This is a genomic window from Flagellimonas marinaquae (genome assembly GCF_023716465.1).
In the GTDB taxonomy this organism is placed as follows: Bacteria; Bacteroidota; Bacteroidia; order Flavobacteriales; family Flavobacteriaceae; genus Flagellimonas; species Flagellimonas alginolytica.
In genome coordinates this window covers 1321547-1337384 of sequence record NZ_CP092415.1, presented here as the reverse complement: position 1 = coordinate 1337384, position 15838 = coordinate 1321547, and the positions used below count along the sequence as shown (strand labels likewise).

Below are 15838 nucleotides of genomic sequence, written 5' to 3'. Positions count from 1 at the left end.
TCGTTAAATAAAACTTTTAAAGATGGAGTTGCGCAGCCCCCATTCCAACAACAATAAAATACCGGCCAGAAATATTAGGGGCCTAAATTTTTCTTCGTATTTGTAATATTTAAATTCTTCTATTTCGGTTTTCTCCAATTTGTTAATCTCGTCATAAATTTCTTCCAGAGATTCGTTATCCGTGGCACGGAAATATTTGCCGCCCGTCACTTCTGCGATTTCTTCCAAAAGCTTTTCATCAATCTCCACTTGTCGCATTCCGTACCTAAAGGAGCCATCTCTGTTGTAGGCAATGGGAGAAAGTGCATTGCCGTTGGTTCCCAGACCAATGGTATATGTTTTTATTCCAAACTCCACGGCAAGATCGGCTGCTGTTCTGGGTTCAATAAAGCCAGAATTATTGACACCATCCGTTAAAAGAATGATAACTTTACTGATGGCCTTGCTTTCCTTTAATCGATTTACCGATGTGGCCAAGCCCATTCCAATGGCGGTACCGTCTTCCAGTTCACCATAGGTGATATCGTCCAGGGCGGCCAAAACAATGGTCTTGTCACTGGTAATAGGGGTTTTGGTGTAACTCTCTCCGGCATATCCTACTAGTCCGATACGATCGTTGGGGCGTTGTTCAATAAAATTAGCCGCCACTTCTTTTAGGGCGGATAGTCGGTTCGGTTTTAAATCGCGGGCCAACATACTGGAAGACACATCGATGGCCATAACAATATCAATCCCCTTTGTGGTTTTTGTCCGTGTCGAGATATCCTCTGTTTGAGGTCTTGCCAAAGCTGTGACGATCGCCGCCAAGGCTAATAGTCGGATTCCAAACAGTACTGGTTTTATTTTAGAGGCCCAACTTTTGACCGTAAATCCTTTGATGCTGGAGATACGGAGTGATGCCATTTCATTTTTTCGTTTGAAAAAATACCATAGCAAAGCCAATGGCAGCAATAAAAGCAGCCAGAAAAATTCAGGATTTGCAAACTCTATATTCTCAAACATTTATGCTTGTGTTTTTACGTCTAAACTGGTTAAAATTCGTTCCACGATCTCTTCGGCATATTCGTCGCCATCTTCCCAAGTGATCACTATTTGTTGAATAAACCCTTTTCCACCGAACGATAGAATGTTGTATTTTGCTTTTTTACTATCGCCATCCGGTTCGCCAAAAGATCCCGATCCATAGGTTTTTAATCCCTTTACACCGGATTGGGTAACAAATTCTTCCTGTTTGGTAATGATGTTTTTAAGACCCAATTGTTCGAACTTGTTTAGCGTGGAAACAATTATAGCTTCAAAATTAGGATCTTCGTTCTGTTCTTTAAAGGTGATGGAACTCGTACTAACGGAAAAAATACCGACATAACTGCCGTAGGAGAAGGTCTGCAATTCCTTGATTAGCTCTTCGGTTTCTTTGGGCAGCTCAATTTCCTTACGGACCAATACGTCTGGCGTTTCCATCAAAATTGGTGGAAAACCGTAGGAACTTGCCACCCATTCTCCTTCCAAAAGATCTTTGGTAGGATAGCCGAACACGGTGTCCCTTACTTTTTTTGCGCCAAAATATGCGACCGAAAAAACACTGCCCATAACTATTATCCCAATAAATATGGCAGCGGCCCAATACATACGTTTGCGCTGCTTTTTCTTGGCCAGTTCTTCTAGATACTCTTCGTTTAAAAGCAAATCCTCCTCTGTGGGCTCTGGCAGCGCTTCATGGGTTTTTATAACGATTTGTTCTACAATTTTTCTATCGTGTTCAGCAAGGGAAGTAGCAGGTTTTGATTTGGCAAACTTCACCAGATCCGCGGTCTGCAATATTTTTTGAAACTGATGGATGGTGTCGTCGTCCAAATTGAGTTCACCGGCATCTTTGAGCATTTCCAACTTGGTGATGAGTTCCGAGGTAGTGCTCTCCATCGCCGAAACGTGTACGTCCTCTTCTAAATAGGCCCTAACGATATCTGTGAGCTCGGAATAGTATTGTTTATACTCGTCTTGTATGAGATACTTGGAATTTTCCAGCTTTTTTAGTTCCATTAAGGCACGGTCGTAAGGCGGTAGCAAAGCTACTTTTTCCTCTTCCGTCAATGGTTTTTTGCGTAAAAAGAACCAATAGACCAGACCACCGACCACAATCAGCCCCAAAAGAATCCAGAGAGCGGTAAGCCACATATCGGCATTGCTCCGTTCTACCTCAATCAAAGGCTTGATGTCATACATCTTTTGTTTGGTTGTATCTACTGCAACATCGGCTACCTTAACTTGGAACGAATCTGTAAAAAATGGTTGCTCGTTAATGGCGATCCGTTGTGGAGGAATGGTATACGCGCCGCTGTCAAACTGGGTCAGGGCATAGATTTTTTGAAGGATTACTTTTTCTTCATTTTTTATGGTGTCGGCCATAATGGCCTCTACGGTTTCAAGCGGCGAAAAGGTTTGCCCTTCGGGAAAGAAAACCACATCGGTAGAGTCCGCCTCCACCGTAATTTTGTATTGTATCTGTTCCCCTATTTTAATGGATAGGGTGTCCACTTCGGCGTTTACCTTTGGATCGGATTGAGCCCGGCCCGTTATGGGCAAGAGGAATAGGAGCGACAGGGCGATCCATATGATTGGATGCCTATGTCTATCTCTGATTATATGTAAATTGTCCATTAGCATTATCCTCTTCGTTTAAAATAGCCCAATAGTTTTCTTACATAGCTTTCATCCGTTCTGCAGTTAATTGCTCCGGAACCGGATTTTTTAAAGGAATTGGTGAAATACGCGACCTTTTCCATATAATGTTTTCCATAGGCAGAACGCACTTGTTTGGATTGGGTGTTAACCAATTGAACTTCGCCTGTTTCGGCGTCTTGCATCTGTACCATACCAAGATTTGGAATGTTTTCTTCACGTTTGTCGAATACCCTGATCCCGGTAACATCGTGCTTATTGCCCACAATGCGAAGGGTATTGTCGTAGTCGTCCGCCATAAAATCGGAAAGCACAAAAACAATGGCTTTCTTCTTCATAACATTGGTCAAGAATTTTAGAGCTTCCGCAATGTTGGTCTTGTTGCTTTTTGGCTGAAATTCCAACAATTCCCGAATTATTCGAAGTACGTGACTTTTCCCTTTTTTTGGCGGGATAAAAAGTTCCACTTCGTCAGAAAAAAGAATGAGACCTACCTTATCGTTGTTCTGAAGTGCCGAAAATGCAAGGGTTGCCGAAATCTCGGTAATGATTTCTTTTTTAAATTGGTTGGATGTACCAAAAAGTTCCGATCCGCTTACGTCCACCATCAACATCATGGTAAGTTCGCGTTCTTCTTCGAATACTTTAACAAATGGCTCGTTGTAGCGTGCGGTCACGTTCCAGTCGATACTTCTTACATCGTCCCCAAACTGATACTGTCTTACTTCACTGAACGTCATCCCCCGACCTTTGAACGTAGAGTGGTATTCCCCACCAAAAATATGGTCGGAAAGACGCCGGGTCTTAATTTCAATTTTACGTACTTTTTTTAGTAGTTCTTTTGTATCCATTTGGTTCAAATAAATAGGTTTTCGGGTTGGTTAAAAGTATTGCTACTTATTCCGATAAACATTGAACCGCTAAGGCACTTCTACCTCGTTTACAATCTTGTTGATGATTTCTTCGGAAGTAATATTTTCCGCCTCGGCCTCGTAAGTGATCCCGATACGGTGGCGAAGCACATCGTGTACCACCGCCCTTACATCTTCGGGGACCACATAACCTCTTCGTTTGATGAACGCGTAGCACTTGGATGCATTCGCCAAGTTGATACTACCTCTTGGAGAAGCGCCAAAACTAATGAGCGGCTTTAAGCTTTCCAAGTTATATTTTTCAGGGTATCGTGTTGCGAAAATGAGGTCGAGGATATATTTTTCGATTTTTTCGTCCATATAAACCTCGCGAACGGTTGCTTGGGCCCTAAGAATTTGTTCCAAGGACACTACGGGCTTAATGGGTTCTGTTTCGCCTCTTAGGTTTTGGCGAATAATGAGTTGTTCTTCATTGAGTTTTGGATAATCGATCACCGTTTTTAGCATAAAACGGTCGACTTGGGCCTCGGGAAGAGGGTAGGTACCTTCTTGTTCTACGGGGTTTTGCGTGGCCATTACCAAAAAGGGCTTGTCCAAAATAAAGGTTTCGTCACCAATGGTAACCTGCTTTTCCTGCATGGCCTCCAAAAGTGCGGATTGTACCTTGGCAGGTGCCCTGTTGATTTCGTCCGCCAACACAAAATTGGCAAAAATTGGTCCTTTTTTTATGGAGAAATCGTTTTCTTTTATGTTGTAGATCAATGTACCGATAACGTCTGCCGGCAAAAGATCAGGGGTAAACTGTATTCTGCTAAAACTTCCCTTTACTGCTTTGGCCAAGGTGTTGATGGCCAATGTTTTTGCTAATCCGGGAACACCTTCGAGCAAAATATGGCCCTTGCCCAAAAGACCGATCAACAATCGTTCTACCATATGGTTTTGGCCCACGATCGCTTTGTTCATTTCAACCGTTAAAAGGTCAATAAAAGCGCTTTCTTGGGCGATTTTCTCATTCACAGCACTAATATCAATAGTAGTGTTTTCTTCCATTGTATACTTTTATTGTTTGGTGTTAAGGTCGGGGTTTTTACTAAGGTGTGCAAAATGAAAATTTATTTAAAACCCACCTGTTAATTAATGGTTAAAAAAAACGCTAAAGCCCTAGTTTTATGAAGGATTTAAGGGTTTAATTTTATACTTTGAGCACTTATGGAACAGACAACGAATTTTTCCCGCATTATATCGGGAGCAATGACCTGGGGGAGCTGGGGCAAAAAACTTTCAAAAATAGAAATGGTCGAATTAATGCACCACAGCATGGATTGTGGACTCACTACATTTGATCATGCCGATATTTATGGTGGATATTCTACAGAGTCGGAATTTGGAAAAGCTTTTGCAGAGAGCGGTATCAAAAGGGAGAATGTCCAATTGATCACCAAATGCGGAATCCAACTTACCGATGGGAGGAACAACAAGATCAATCATTACCAATACGATAAACAATATATTATTGAATCTGCAGAAGAATCCTTAAAAAAGTTGAATACCGACTATCTGGATTTTTTCTTGATACACCGACCTAGTCCATTAATGCAGCCCGAAGAAATTGCAGAAGCAGCCCAACATTTGTTGCAAAGCGGTAAAATAAATCGGTTCGGAGTTTCCAATTTTACCCCATCGCAAGTCGCCATGTTGGAAAAATGGATGCCGGTGGAGGGAAACCAGGTCGAATTTTCCCTGACCCATAATAACCCAATGTACGATGGTACTTTTGATGATAGTATCGGCAATAAAAGAATGGCCATGGCCTGGAGTCCATTGGGAAGCTTTTTTAGGGAAACCGATGAGCAGACAGAGCGGATAAAAGAAGTGATGAATCCATTGTTGGACAAATATAATGCGAATGAAAGCCAGTTGCTCTTGGCTTGGATTTTAAAACACCCAGCCAAGGTACACCCGGTGATCGGAACCACCAACAAAGAAAGAATTGAACAATCGGCAGCCGCCGTAAACATAGAATTGGAACTTCAGGATTGGTTTGCCCTTATGGTAGCTAGCCAAGGACACGATGTTCCTTAGAATTTAATTGGAATGTCAAAAACAGCATTAATAACAGGAGCAACCAGTGGTATAGGAAAAGCAACTGCCGAACTTTTTGCAAAGCAAGGCTACAATCTGATTCTTTGCGGTCGTAGGGAAGAGCGGTTACATCAACTTAAGAACGAATTGGGCAGGGATACAGCTATTATTACGCTCAATTTTGATGTGAGAAATCGTGAGGATGTATTCTCGGCCATCGACAATTTGCCCAAGGAATTTTCAGAAATCGATATTTTGATCAACAACGCCGGTAATGCCCACGGTCTTGACCCAATTGACAAGGGCAGCCCAGATGATTGGGATGCCATGTTGGATATCAATGTGAAAGGATTACTTTATATGTCCAAGGCCATCATTCCAAAAATGATAGAGCGTAAATCGGGCCATATTATAAATATTGGATCCACGGCAGGCAAGGAAGTCTACCCAAATGGGAATGTGTATTGTGCCAGCAAGCACGCCGTGGACGCTATAAATCAGGGAATGCGAATAGATTTGAATGCTTATGGAATTCGAGTTGGAGCCGTAAACCCAGGACTGGTAGAAACCGAGTTCAGCGACGTTAGGTTTAAGGGCGATGCTGAAAAAGCTTCAAAAGTATATCAAGGCTTTCAACCCTTAAAACCGGAGGATATTGCGGACATTATTTTGTTTGTGGTTACCCGGCCCTATCATGTAAACATTGCCGACCTTGTGGTAATGCCCACTGCACAGGCCAGCAGTACATTAGTGAAGAAAGAACTATGATCAATAAACGCCTACTCGTAAAAAACTTATTGGCCCATAACGACGAGAATAGTTTTTACGACAAAAAGCGTTTTATATCCATTGGAGAAAAGGAAGGCAAGGCCAAGTTTCTCAAACATGTTTGTGCCTTGGCCAATTCCAATCCCAACAACAACTCTTTTATTGTTATTGGAGTAGAAGATGAAGACAACAAAATTGTCGGGGTTGATTTTTTTGATGACAGCAAAATCCAAAACCTGGTCAATGCCTATTTGGAGAACCCACCTTTAATTTCTTATGAAAACATACCTTTCCCGCATTTGCCCGAAGGCAAGGTAGTAGGGCTGGTTACCATCAGGTCCAACGGAAAGGTCTGTGCGTTGCGCAAAAATATTTGGAAGTATTATGGTGGTGCCGTTTTCTTTAGGGAAGGCAGTATAAGTCTGCCCAAAGCCTTTGATATTGAACTTAAGGACATCAATTCTGAAAAGGTGGCCACCATTGAGCAGCATGCCAGGAACAACATTGAATATACCCTGGATGCCGTTCTCAATTTCTTCAACACACGCCATCCCGACTTAACAAGCGATTATAAAGTTTTTAAAGAACAATTTGTGGTCTGTTGGGCAGGCAATAAAAAAAAGGTCAAGGGCAAGGTATATTATTCACGGGTGGATATCGAACTGATCAATGAGCAGGTAAAACTCTTTTACTCCGCTTTGGACGAAATCACCATTGATTACGACGATGATTCCTTTAAAACATTGGAATATGTGCAATTGGGATTGGGGTCACAACAAAAATATTATCCTTTGGAGGAAATGACGATCACTTTTTCCGACAATGGCAAGTACTCGATACATAGCAAATTGATATTTGAACCTCCACAGTTCGACAAGAAAACACTTTTTCACGTATACAATACCAACAATGCCCTCCTAAAAAAGTTGGAAAGCCATATTCCCCTCACGAGTTCCGAACATACCGATATGACCCACCTGCCGGCAACTTATCTCATTTGTTATTTGAACGGGTTTGAAGAGGCCAAGGACAAAATGGATGGTGCCAGGCAATTGTTAAAGGCATACGATAGCCATGTGTACCAATCCTTAAAAGAGTCCCAAAGAATTTTGCGCAAAGTTAGGTATGCCTAGGCATTTAAAAGCCAAAACATTTGATAGGGGCCGATCTCCACAAGGCCACTGTTTAGTTTTATCTTTTCTTCGGATACCAGATCTAAGGGTTCTCCTTTACTGAAATATCCCAGCTTTTTTATCCAACCACTATCGATTACCTGCGGATTTTCATCAAAATTGCAAATAACCAACAACCTTTGTTTTTCGCATGTTCTTTCAAAAGATAATATGTGGTCGTTTCCGGTATGGTAGAGCTCAACATTGTTGTGGTCGGCAAAAACAGAGTTTTCTTTCCGAATTCTTATAAGCTTTTGCAAGGTGCCGAATATTCTGGATTGTGGAAGAGTGGTATCTTCCAGTTTGGCGATGGTTTTCCAATCCTGCAAGGGCCGGTTTACCCATCTATTGTCCCCTTTTTTGTTGTTATCTTCCTGAAAGGAATACTCGTTTAAAGTGCCTATTTCGTCCCCTGCATAGATCAATGGGATACCACCAAAGGCAAGGATGATCCCGTGCAACATATTTATTTTGGCCACGGACTGCTCTATCAATGTTTTGTTTTTTAAGGCAAGGGCTCTCTCCAGTCCCAACAACGAAGCGGCACTCCCGGTAATGCGTCCGTCACCGGTTTTGGGATTGTACATAAACAGCATTCCGGTGGCTGGCGACCAATCCAATCGTTGACAATAATAATCCAAAAGGAATTTTCGGTGCATTTGCGGGTTTAGGCCCAACTCTTCTATAAGATGGTTTTCATAACCTAACCCAATATCATCATGACAACGGATGTAATTGATCCAGGTACATTCTTTGGGTTTTTGGGGTACGTTTGTTAAACTCTTGTACAACAAATGCGTTTTCTTGGTGGCGATTGAGTTCCATAAAAGTGCCATTAAGGATGCATTGTAGGCCACTTCGCATTCGTTGCCTCGTTTTTCATCCTCCCCAAAGTACTTAATAATATCCGTTGGGGCCACAATGGCTTCTGCCAATAGAATGGTTCCAGGGGCAACGATCTGAAGACATAAACGGAAGAGGGCGATAAGGTTGTGTGCTTCGGGAAGGTTTTGCGAAATTGTACCAAGTTTCTTCCAAAGGAAGGCCAGGGCATCAAAACGGACAACATCCACTCCCATATCTGCCAATTTGACCAAGTTGGTGAGCATCTCTAGAAATACCTCGGGATTGGTATAGTTGAGGTCCCATTGGTAATTGTTGAAAACGGTCATTACCCATCTTTCCATTTCGGGGATATAGGTAAAATTCCCGGGCGCTGTTTCTGGAAATACCTCGGGCAAAGTCTTTTCAAACTCCTCTGGAATGGTATGGTCTTCGAACGCGTAATAATAGTTTTGGTATTTTTTATCGCCCTTTGCGGCTTTTTTTGCCCAAGAATACTCATTGGACGTATGGTTTACTACAAAATCTAGCATTAAAAAAATGCCATTTTTACGCAAAGCTTTGGTCAAACCCAACAAATCGTCCTTGGAGCCGTATCTTTTGTCCACTTCAAGGTAATCGTTCACCGCGTAGCCGCCGTCATTTTCGCCTTTTGGGCGTGTGGTGATGGGCATTAGGTGCAAAAAATTGACACCAAGTTTTTTAAAATAGGGTATTTTTTCCTGCAGACCTTTTATGTCCTTATTGAAGTGTTCAACATACAATTGCATTCCAACAATATTCTGCGACTGATACCAATTGCCCGATTTTAATCGTTCAAGGTCCTGTTTTTTTAATTCCGTTGGTCTTTCTGCAAACAGTTTGGGCAGCAGTGCCAAAAGGTTTTGGAAATGCTCCCGATTCTGTTCTTCTGGATATAAAGAGAAGAACAGTTTTTGGATCAAAGTGAGGTTGGTGGCCAACCTTAAATGGCATAGCTCAAGATCATTACTGACCTTATTTTTGGAGAGAAGTTGATGTAAACTGGTCTGGTTCATGGAATTTTACAACTGTTCCTTTGTTGGCAAGGCCACAATGGCCCCATAATTTGTTGTAGTGATGGCTCCGGCCTTATTGGCAGTGGCAACCATTTTTTCGAGGAGGGAGAAGTCTTCCATTACGGGGTCAAAATTGCCCAGATCTGAAATTTGATAGAGTAAACAGCCAATAAAGGCATCGCCGGCACCGGTAGTGTCCACCGGGGTTACCGGTATGCTCGGGATTATTTTTTTTGTGCCGTTCATACTTAAAAGTGTGCCGTCTTTTCCCAAAGTAACGGTAATGATCTTTGTACCTACTGTATGTAGAAAATCGCAGGCTTCTTCAGTGTTCTCTTTACCCGATATCAGTTGAGCCTCTTCTTGACTAAATTTGCACAAATGCGATTTTTCTACAAAGGGCATGCACTTTTTTATAAAAGTTTCCTCGTCATCTTTCCAAAGGTCGCTTCTAAAATTTGGGTCAAAGCTGATGAACATTTCTTTGGTAAGACCATCAAAAAGATATTTGGTATAGGTTTTTTCCAAAGGACCGCCCAATAGTGCGGTCGCAGCACCCAAGTGAAGGATGTTCCCATGCAGGTTTTTTCGAAGATTTGCATTGTACTTGAGCTCCTTGTCCGCACCTCTGTTAAATACAAAATCCCGTTCACCATCTTCCGAAAGGGAAACAAAGGCCAGCGTTGTAAAGGTGTCGGATAGTTGGGTCAAGGAAATATCAACACCTTCGTTTTTAAGGGTCTCCAATAAAAAAGAACCAAATGGGTCAGACCCAACACAACCGATAAAAATCCCGTTTCCTCCAAGTTTGGAAATCGCACAGGCCACATTGGCCGGTGCACCACCTGCTTTTTTTGTAAACTCAAAGGCCTGGGAAAGGTCACTGCCTTGCTTTTCGGCAACAAAATCTATAAGTAATTCACCTATGCAGTAAATTTTCTTCATACGCTTTTCGAAATATTCTAAGGTACATAGAAATTTATACCACGTCCAAAAATCGGGGTCCTTATTTTAATTGAAGGTTAAATACTCGATAAAGCTCCTATCATTTTTTATTGGACAGGGATTTGTGTGTAATATTGTCAAAAACTATTCTATGCGTACATTGGTTGTGGGTGATATCCACTCGGGAGTAAGAGCTTTGGAGCAATTAATGGAAAGGGCCAAGGTAACTTCTTCCGATCATATAATATTTTTGGGAGATTATGTTGATGCTTGGAGCACTGCTGTGGAAACTGTGGATTTTTTGATTCAGTTAAATACCGATCATCAGTGCACCTTTTTAAGAGGCAACCACGATGAACTTTGCCGGGCATGGCTCATGGATCAAAAGGAGAACCCACAATGGTTGGCGCATGGTGGAGCAGCTACCCGAAATTCGTATTTAAAAGCGGACAAGGATAAATGGCAATTGCATATTAAGTTTTACGAAGGGTTAAAAAACTATTACCTCTCGCAGGACAACCGGTTATATCTACATGCAGGTTACACTAACCTTAAAGGAATAGATTTTGAGTATTTTGAACAGTCGTTTTACTGGGATAGAACTCTTTGGGAACTTGCGACCGCTCTTGATCCGGATCTAACACCCAAGGACCCAAAGTTTCCAAAACGACTTACCCATTATAACGAAGTTTTTATTGGGCATACTCCATTGTCGAAAACAAAATTTGTGGAGCCGGAACGGCGTGCGAATGTTTGGAACGTGGACACCGGTGCTGCCTTTATGGGCGGATTGACCATGCTGGATGTGGAAACCAAAGAATTTTGGCAGAGTGATCCGGTGCATACATTTTATCCTGAGGAAAGAGGAAGAAATTAGATAGATTCCAATATTTTATTTTGACCTTTGTGAAAAACCCCAAGTATGTCGATAAAGAATGTAAGATTGGAAGTAATGCAGGCAATTGAACCCAAAGTAGAAGGGTTTATAGATGAATTCCTTATTCCTACCGAAAAAATATGGCAACCCACCGACTTTTTGCCCAATTCGCAGAGCGATAATTTTTTTGATGAAATCGAACAGATCAGGGAAGAAGCCAAAGAGTTGGAATACGATTTTTGGGTGACACTCGTGGCCGATACCATTACCGAAGAGGCTTTGCCTACCTATGAGTCTTGGTTAATGGATGTTGAAGGTATAGATCAGCACAATGGAAAGGATAATGGATGGAGCAAGTGGGTTCGTGCATGGACCGCAGAGGAGAACAGACATGGTGACGTCCTGAACAAATACTTGTATCTGTCCGGACGAGTTAATATGCGAGAAATAGAAATCACCACCCAGCATTTGATATCCGATGGTTTTGATATAGGAACGGATAGAGACCCCTATAAAAACTTTGTGTATACCACTTTTCAAGAACTCGCGACCAATATATCCCACAAAAGAGTGGGTAAATTGGCAAAGAAAAAGGGAAATGGCCTGCTGGCAAAAATGTGTACCATAATAGCTGGCGACGAGATGAGGCACCATTTGGCCTATAGAGAATTTGTAAAGACCATTATGGGGCAAGACCCCGACGGAATGGTTTTGGCCTTTGCCGATATGATGAAGAAGAAAATAGTTATGCCCGCCCATTTTTTAAGAGAGTCAGGGGGTAACATTGGTGAAGCATTCGAACAATTCTCCAATTGTGCACAAAGACTCGGAGTCTATACGGCACAAGATTATGTGGACATCTTAAAAAAGTTGAACGAGTATTGGGACCTTGGAAATCTTAGAGGACTTTCGGATAAAGCGGAAAAGGCAAGGGACTATCTTATGAAGCTTCCAGAGCGATTACAACGGATTTCCGAGAGAATGCAGTTTTCTCAGGAACAGTACATTTTTAAATGGGTCGAAGCCAACGGAAGAATGTAGAACGACCGGTTGGTCCAATGGAGTTTTTTTAATATTTACCTGCCCTATGCTTTTCTTGCCAATCGAATAGCTGCTGCCAGAGACCTTCGTGAGCCATTTTTGCTTGCATGGGCCAAGAGGCAGGGTCGTGGATACGGTACCTTTTTCCACCAGTATTTAAAACTTCTTGGCATTTGTCCACAGAACATTCGGACAGAGCTTTCCATGTTTTAACGCCAACGTTGTGGAACAGACCTTCAATTTTGGGGCCGATTCCTTCCACAAGTTTTAGATCATTTTCTTTAATGGTTTTCCCAAATATAGCCTTAGCCTCCGAGGGGTCGAATAGGTGCGTTTCCGCTTTTGGTGACCCTACGATTTTTTCAATATCCAAGGATTTTATTTTTGAGTTGTCCAGCCTTTTATGACAATTCTCCAAATCCGATTTTAACTTGGTGTTCTCAATTTCAAGAAGATTAAGCGCCTCTGTGTTTTGTGAAATGGAAGGCGTGTCGGACTTTCCAAAAAAATAACCGAGAACAGCAGAAATGATCCCCACACCGGCCAGTAAAATCCAATACCATAAAGCTGAAGTTTCCCAATCCATTTTAAAAAATAAACACCATGTAAACGAGACATTTAAAATATTAAAAAAATCTTAAAATTCTAAATAAATGTATCAGAAATTGAGGGAGTTAGCAAAAAATACGATTCGCTGAAAAGGAATTGAAACGGATAAAGGGCAAAAAGGAACCAATCATACAATTTTTATGGCCACTTGTAAGATACCTTTTAGAAACTAAGGGGAATATATTGAACTTTAGGCCAAATATTAGGTAAAGAACCCTATTTCTCCCGACAAAGTTCCGGCATTGGAGTAGGGTTTTAAATTTAAGTTTGAGTTAGTTAAGTTGGTTTAAAGACCGCCCCTCCGGTAAGACTACTGAAAGGGCGGCTTTATGTTTTTATAGATCGAACTTAATGCCTTGTGCCAAAGGCAGCTCCGTTGTATAGTTAATGGTGTTGGTCTGTCTGCGCATGTAAATTTTCCAAGCATCGGAACCACTTTCCCTGCCTCCACCAGTCTCTTTTTCTCCACCAAACGCTCCACCGATCTCAGCACCGGAAGTTCCAATATTTACGTTGGCAATTCCACAATCGGAACCTTCTACGGAAAGGAATCGTTCAGCTTCACGCAGGTTGTTGGTCATAATAGCGGAAGAAAGTCCTTGTCGAACCCCATTTTGGAGTTCCAAGGCATTTTCAAGGTCTCCGCTGTATTTAAGAAGATATAGTACAGGGCCAAATGTTTCGTGCTGGACAATTTCGTAATGATTCTCTGCCTCTGCAATGGCCGGTTTTACATAGCAACCGCTTTCATATCCTTCACCTTCCAGTACCCCACCTTCAACCAAAATAGTTCCACCTTCTGCCTCAACTTTTTCCAATGCGGACAAGTAGTTTTTAACGGCATCTTTATCAATAAGCGGTCCTACGTGGTTGTTTTCATCCAGAGGATTTCCAATTTTGATTTGCTTGTAGGCATCAACTATGGCATTTTTCACCTTATCGTAAACTTCTTCGTGAACAATCAATCTACGGGTAGAGGTACAACGTTGTCCACAAGTGCCCACGGCTCCGAATACGGCTCCGATAACGGTATTTTTAATATTGGCATCCGGGGTAACGATTATGGCATTGTTGCCCCCAAGCTCCAACAATGTTTTACCAAGGCGTTCGGCCACGGTTTTGGCCACTATTTTTCCCATTCTTGTAGATCCCGTGGCGGAGATCAATGGAATGCGCTCGTCTTTTGTCATCAGTTCGCCTATGGTATAATCTCCGGTAATTAAGCAGGAAATACCTTCGGGAACGCCATTTGCGGCAAATACACGGGCAGCAATATTTTGGCATGCAACGGATGTGATGGGGGTTTTTTCCGAACCTTTCCAGATACAGGCATCACCGCAGACCCAGGCCAAGGCTGTATTCCAGGACCAAACGGCCACGGGGAAATTAAAAGCGGAAATAATTCCTACAACTCCTAGTGGATGATATTGCTCGTACATGCGGTGACCTGGACGCTCACTGTGCATGGTAAGTCCGTGCAGTTGACGGGATAGTCCCACTGCAAAATCACAGATGTCGATCATTTCCTGCACCTCGCCCAATCCTTCTTGGTAGCTTTTTCCCATTTCGTAGGATACTAACTTGCCCAATGGCTCTTTTAACCGTCTAAGTTCATCGTTGAATTGACGAACCACTTCGCCACGTTGGGGTGCTGGCATGGTTCTCCATTTCTTGAAGCCTTCCCGAGCGGTACTGATCACTTTTTCATAATCTTCAGGGGTGGTAGCTTTGACCTTCCCGATAAGTGCACCATCTACTGGAGAATAAGATTCTATGATTTCACCATTTGAAAACCAATCTTTTCCGGTAGAGGTACCATTATTGATTTCGTTCAAGCCCAACTCTTTTAAGGCTTCTTCTATTCCAAAAGCAGCTGCTATTTTTGACATTTATAACTTTTTAGTAGTGAATTGTTATATTTTTACAATATTACGAATAATCTTATTATTCTTAAGGGTTTACAGGAATTGATGGATCAGAAGCAAGCCTAGACCTAAGATGGCCGGAAGGCCTTGCACGATCAATATTTTTTTAGATGCGGTGAGAGCTCCGTACAGTCCGGCCACGGCAACACACCCCAAAAAGAAGAGGGCCACATAAATTTGCCATTCGGCATTTTGTATGAACAGTGACCAGATCAGTCCTGCTGCCAAAAAACCATTGTAAAGGCCTTGATTGGCGGCCAATGTTTTGGTAGGTTCGAACAAATCTTCCGGAAAACTACGGAATACCTTTTTTGCTTTGGTGGTCCAAGCGAACATTTCCAGCCATAGAAAATATATGTGGAGCAAGGCCACGATCCCAATTATGATCTTTGCGAATAGGAGTATCATTCTTCTTTGGCTACAAAACGTTCGTCCACAGGCATAATGGTACCACAATTATCACAGGTGCGCAATTGTTCCGATCCATAAAAGTGCTTAAAATGACCTAGGAAATCTTTCTCGATATCATTCAATTTAAAGTAAACCTCGTGCAGTTTGTGGTTGCAATTGTCGCAAAACCACAATAATCCATCCTCTGCATCCAGATCGGTACGTTTGCGTTCCACCACGAGCCCGATCGAGCCTTCTTTTCGTACCGGGGAGTGGGGTACTTTAGCTGGATGAAGGTACATGTCCCCGGGGCCCAACTTCATGGTTTTCTTTTGTCCATCTTCCTGGATATTTACCTCAATATGACCTTCTAACTGATAAAAAAGCTCTTCGGTTTCGTTGTAATGATAGTCTTTGCGTGCATTGGGCCCGGCCACGATCATTACTATATAATCACCGGATTCTTTATAGAGGTTTCTGTTCCCTACCGGCGGTTTTAGGGTATCTCGGTTTTCCTCAATCCATTTATTTAGATTGAAAGGTGCCTGTATAGCCATTTTCAAAGATTTTACGAAAGGTAAAAAAATCCTTGCTGGCA

Annotated in this window: 15 protein-coding genes; 5 read left to right on the top strand and 10 right to left on the bottom strand. The window is 42.2% G+C overall.

Annotation, left to right across the window (positions count from 1 at the left end):
• Window positions 1-3: 3 nt before the first annotated feature.
• The 4 genes from MJO53_RS06050 to MJO53_RS06035 form a co-directional block, all read right to left on the bottom strand.
• The gene (locus MJO53_RS06050) at window positions 4-1002 is read right to left on the bottom strand and encodes a vWA domain-containing protein (protein WP_224836121.1); all 999 of its coding nucleotides are present in this window, start codon (window positions 1000-1002) and stop codon (window positions 4-6) included.
• Complete coding sequence (locus MJO53_RS06045) at window positions 1003-2658, bottom strand: hypothetical protein (RefSeq protein ID WP_313791033.1); 1656 nt, start codon at window positions 2656-2658, stop codon at window positions 1003-1005.
• 5 nt (window positions 2659-2663) lie between these two features.
• Window positions 2664-3530, bottom strand: coding sequence for a DUF58 domain-containing protein (locus tag MJO53_RS06040; RefSeq protein ID WP_224836123.1), 867 nt, complete (start codon window positions 3528-3530; stop codon window positions 2664-2666).
• Window positions 3531-3599: 69 nt separating this feature from the next.
• The gene (locus tag MJO53_RS06035; protein ID WP_224836124.1) at window positions 3600-4601 is read right to left on the bottom strand and encodes an AAA family ATPase; all 1002 of its coding nucleotides are present in this window, start codon (window positions 4599-4601) and stop codon (window positions 3600-3602) included.
• 159 nt (window positions 4602-4760) lie between these two features.
• Between MJO53_RS06035 and MJO53_RS06030 the strand changes: the two genes are divergently transcribed.
• Genes MJO53_RS06030 through MJO53_RS06020 form a run of 3 tightly spaced genes read left to right on the top strand, consistent with a single transcriptional unit; the run spans window position 4761 to window position 7534 of the window.
• Window positions 4761-5633: an aldo/keto reductase gene (locus tag MJO53_RS06030; protein WP_252080847.1), complete on the top strand. Its 873-nt coding sequence runs from the start codon at window positions 4761-4763 to the stop codon at window positions 5631-5633.
• Window positions 5634-5645: 12 nt separating this feature from the next.
• Complete coding sequence (locus MJO53_RS06025) at window positions 5646-6401, top strand: SDR family NAD(P)-dependent oxidoreductase (RefSeq protein ID WP_252080846.1); 756 nt, start codon at window positions 5646-5648, stop codon at window positions 6399-6401.
• Entirely contained in the window at window positions 6398-7534 is a 1137-nt protein-coding gene (locus tag MJO53_RS06020) for an ATP-binding protein (protein ID WP_252080845.1), read from the top strand. Before MJO53_RS06025 ends, MJO53_RS06020 begins: the two co-directional genes overlap by 4 nt.
• Here the strand turns inward: MJO53_RS06020 and MJO53_RS06015 are convergent.
• Complete coding sequence (locus tag MJO53_RS06015; RefSeq protein ID WP_252080844.1) at window positions 7531-9453, bottom strand: alpha-amylase family glycosyl hydrolase; 1923 nt, start codon at window positions 9451-9453, stop codon at window positions 7531-7533. The two genes, MJO53_RS06020 and MJO53_RS06015, sit on opposite strands and share 4 nt — an antisense overlap.
• A 6-nt stretch (window positions 9454-9459) precedes the next feature.
• Entirely contained in the window at window positions 9460-10398 is a 939-nt protein-coding gene (locus MJO53_RS06010; protein ID WP_252080843.1) for a carbohydrate kinase family protein, read from the bottom strand.
• Window positions 10399-10549: 151 nt separating this feature from the next.
• Between MJO53_RS06010 and MJO53_RS06005 the strand changes: the two genes are divergently transcribed.
• Window positions 10550-11275: a metallophosphoesterase gene (locus MJO53_RS06005; RefSeq protein ID WP_252080841.1), complete on the top strand. Its 726-nt coding sequence runs from the start codon at window positions 10550-10552 to the stop codon at window positions 11273-11275.
• 45 nt (window positions 11276-11320) lie between these two features.
• Window positions 11321-12316: an acyl-ACP desaturase gene (locus MJO53_RS06000; RefSeq protein WP_224836131.1), complete on the top strand. Its 996-nt coding sequence runs from the start codon at window positions 11321-11323 to the stop codon at window positions 12314-12316.
• A gap of 28 nt (window positions 12317-12344) precedes the next feature.
• Here the strand turns inward: MJO53_RS06000 and MJO53_RS05995 are convergent, their stop codons facing one another.
• The 4 genes from MJO53_RS05995 to MJO53_RS05980 all read right to left on the bottom strand — a co-directional run bounded on the left by MJO53_RS05995 (window position 12345) and on the right by MJO53_RS05980 (window position 15797).
• Window positions 12345-12902: a hypothetical protein gene (locus tag MJO53_RS05995; protein ID WP_252080840.1), complete on the bottom strand. Its 558-nt coding sequence runs from the start codon at window positions 12900-12902 to the stop codon at window positions 12345-12347.
• A gap of 358 nt (window positions 12903-13260) precedes the next feature.
• Window positions 13261-14814 (bottom strand): aldehyde dehydrogenase family protein, encoded by a 1554-nt coding sequence (locus tag MJO53_RS05990; RefSeq protein ID WP_224836133.1) that lies wholly within the window; start codon window positions 14812-14814, stop codon window positions 13261-13263.
• A gap of 69 nt (window positions 14815-14883) precedes the next feature.
• Complete coding sequence (locus MJO53_RS05985) at window positions 14884-15258, bottom strand: DUF1304 domain-containing protein (RefSeq protein ID WP_224836134.1); 375 nt, start codon at window positions 15256-15258, stop codon at window positions 14884-14886.
• A complete protein-coding gene (locus MJO53_RS05980) occupies window positions 15255-15797 on the bottom strand; it encodes a 3-hydroxyanthranilate 3,4-dioxygenase (RefSeq protein WP_224836135.1) in 543 nt (180 codons plus the stop codon). Before MJO53_RS05980 ends, MJO53_RS05985 begins: the two co-directional genes overlap by 4 nt.
• Window positions 15798-15838 lie beyond the last annotated feature (41 nt).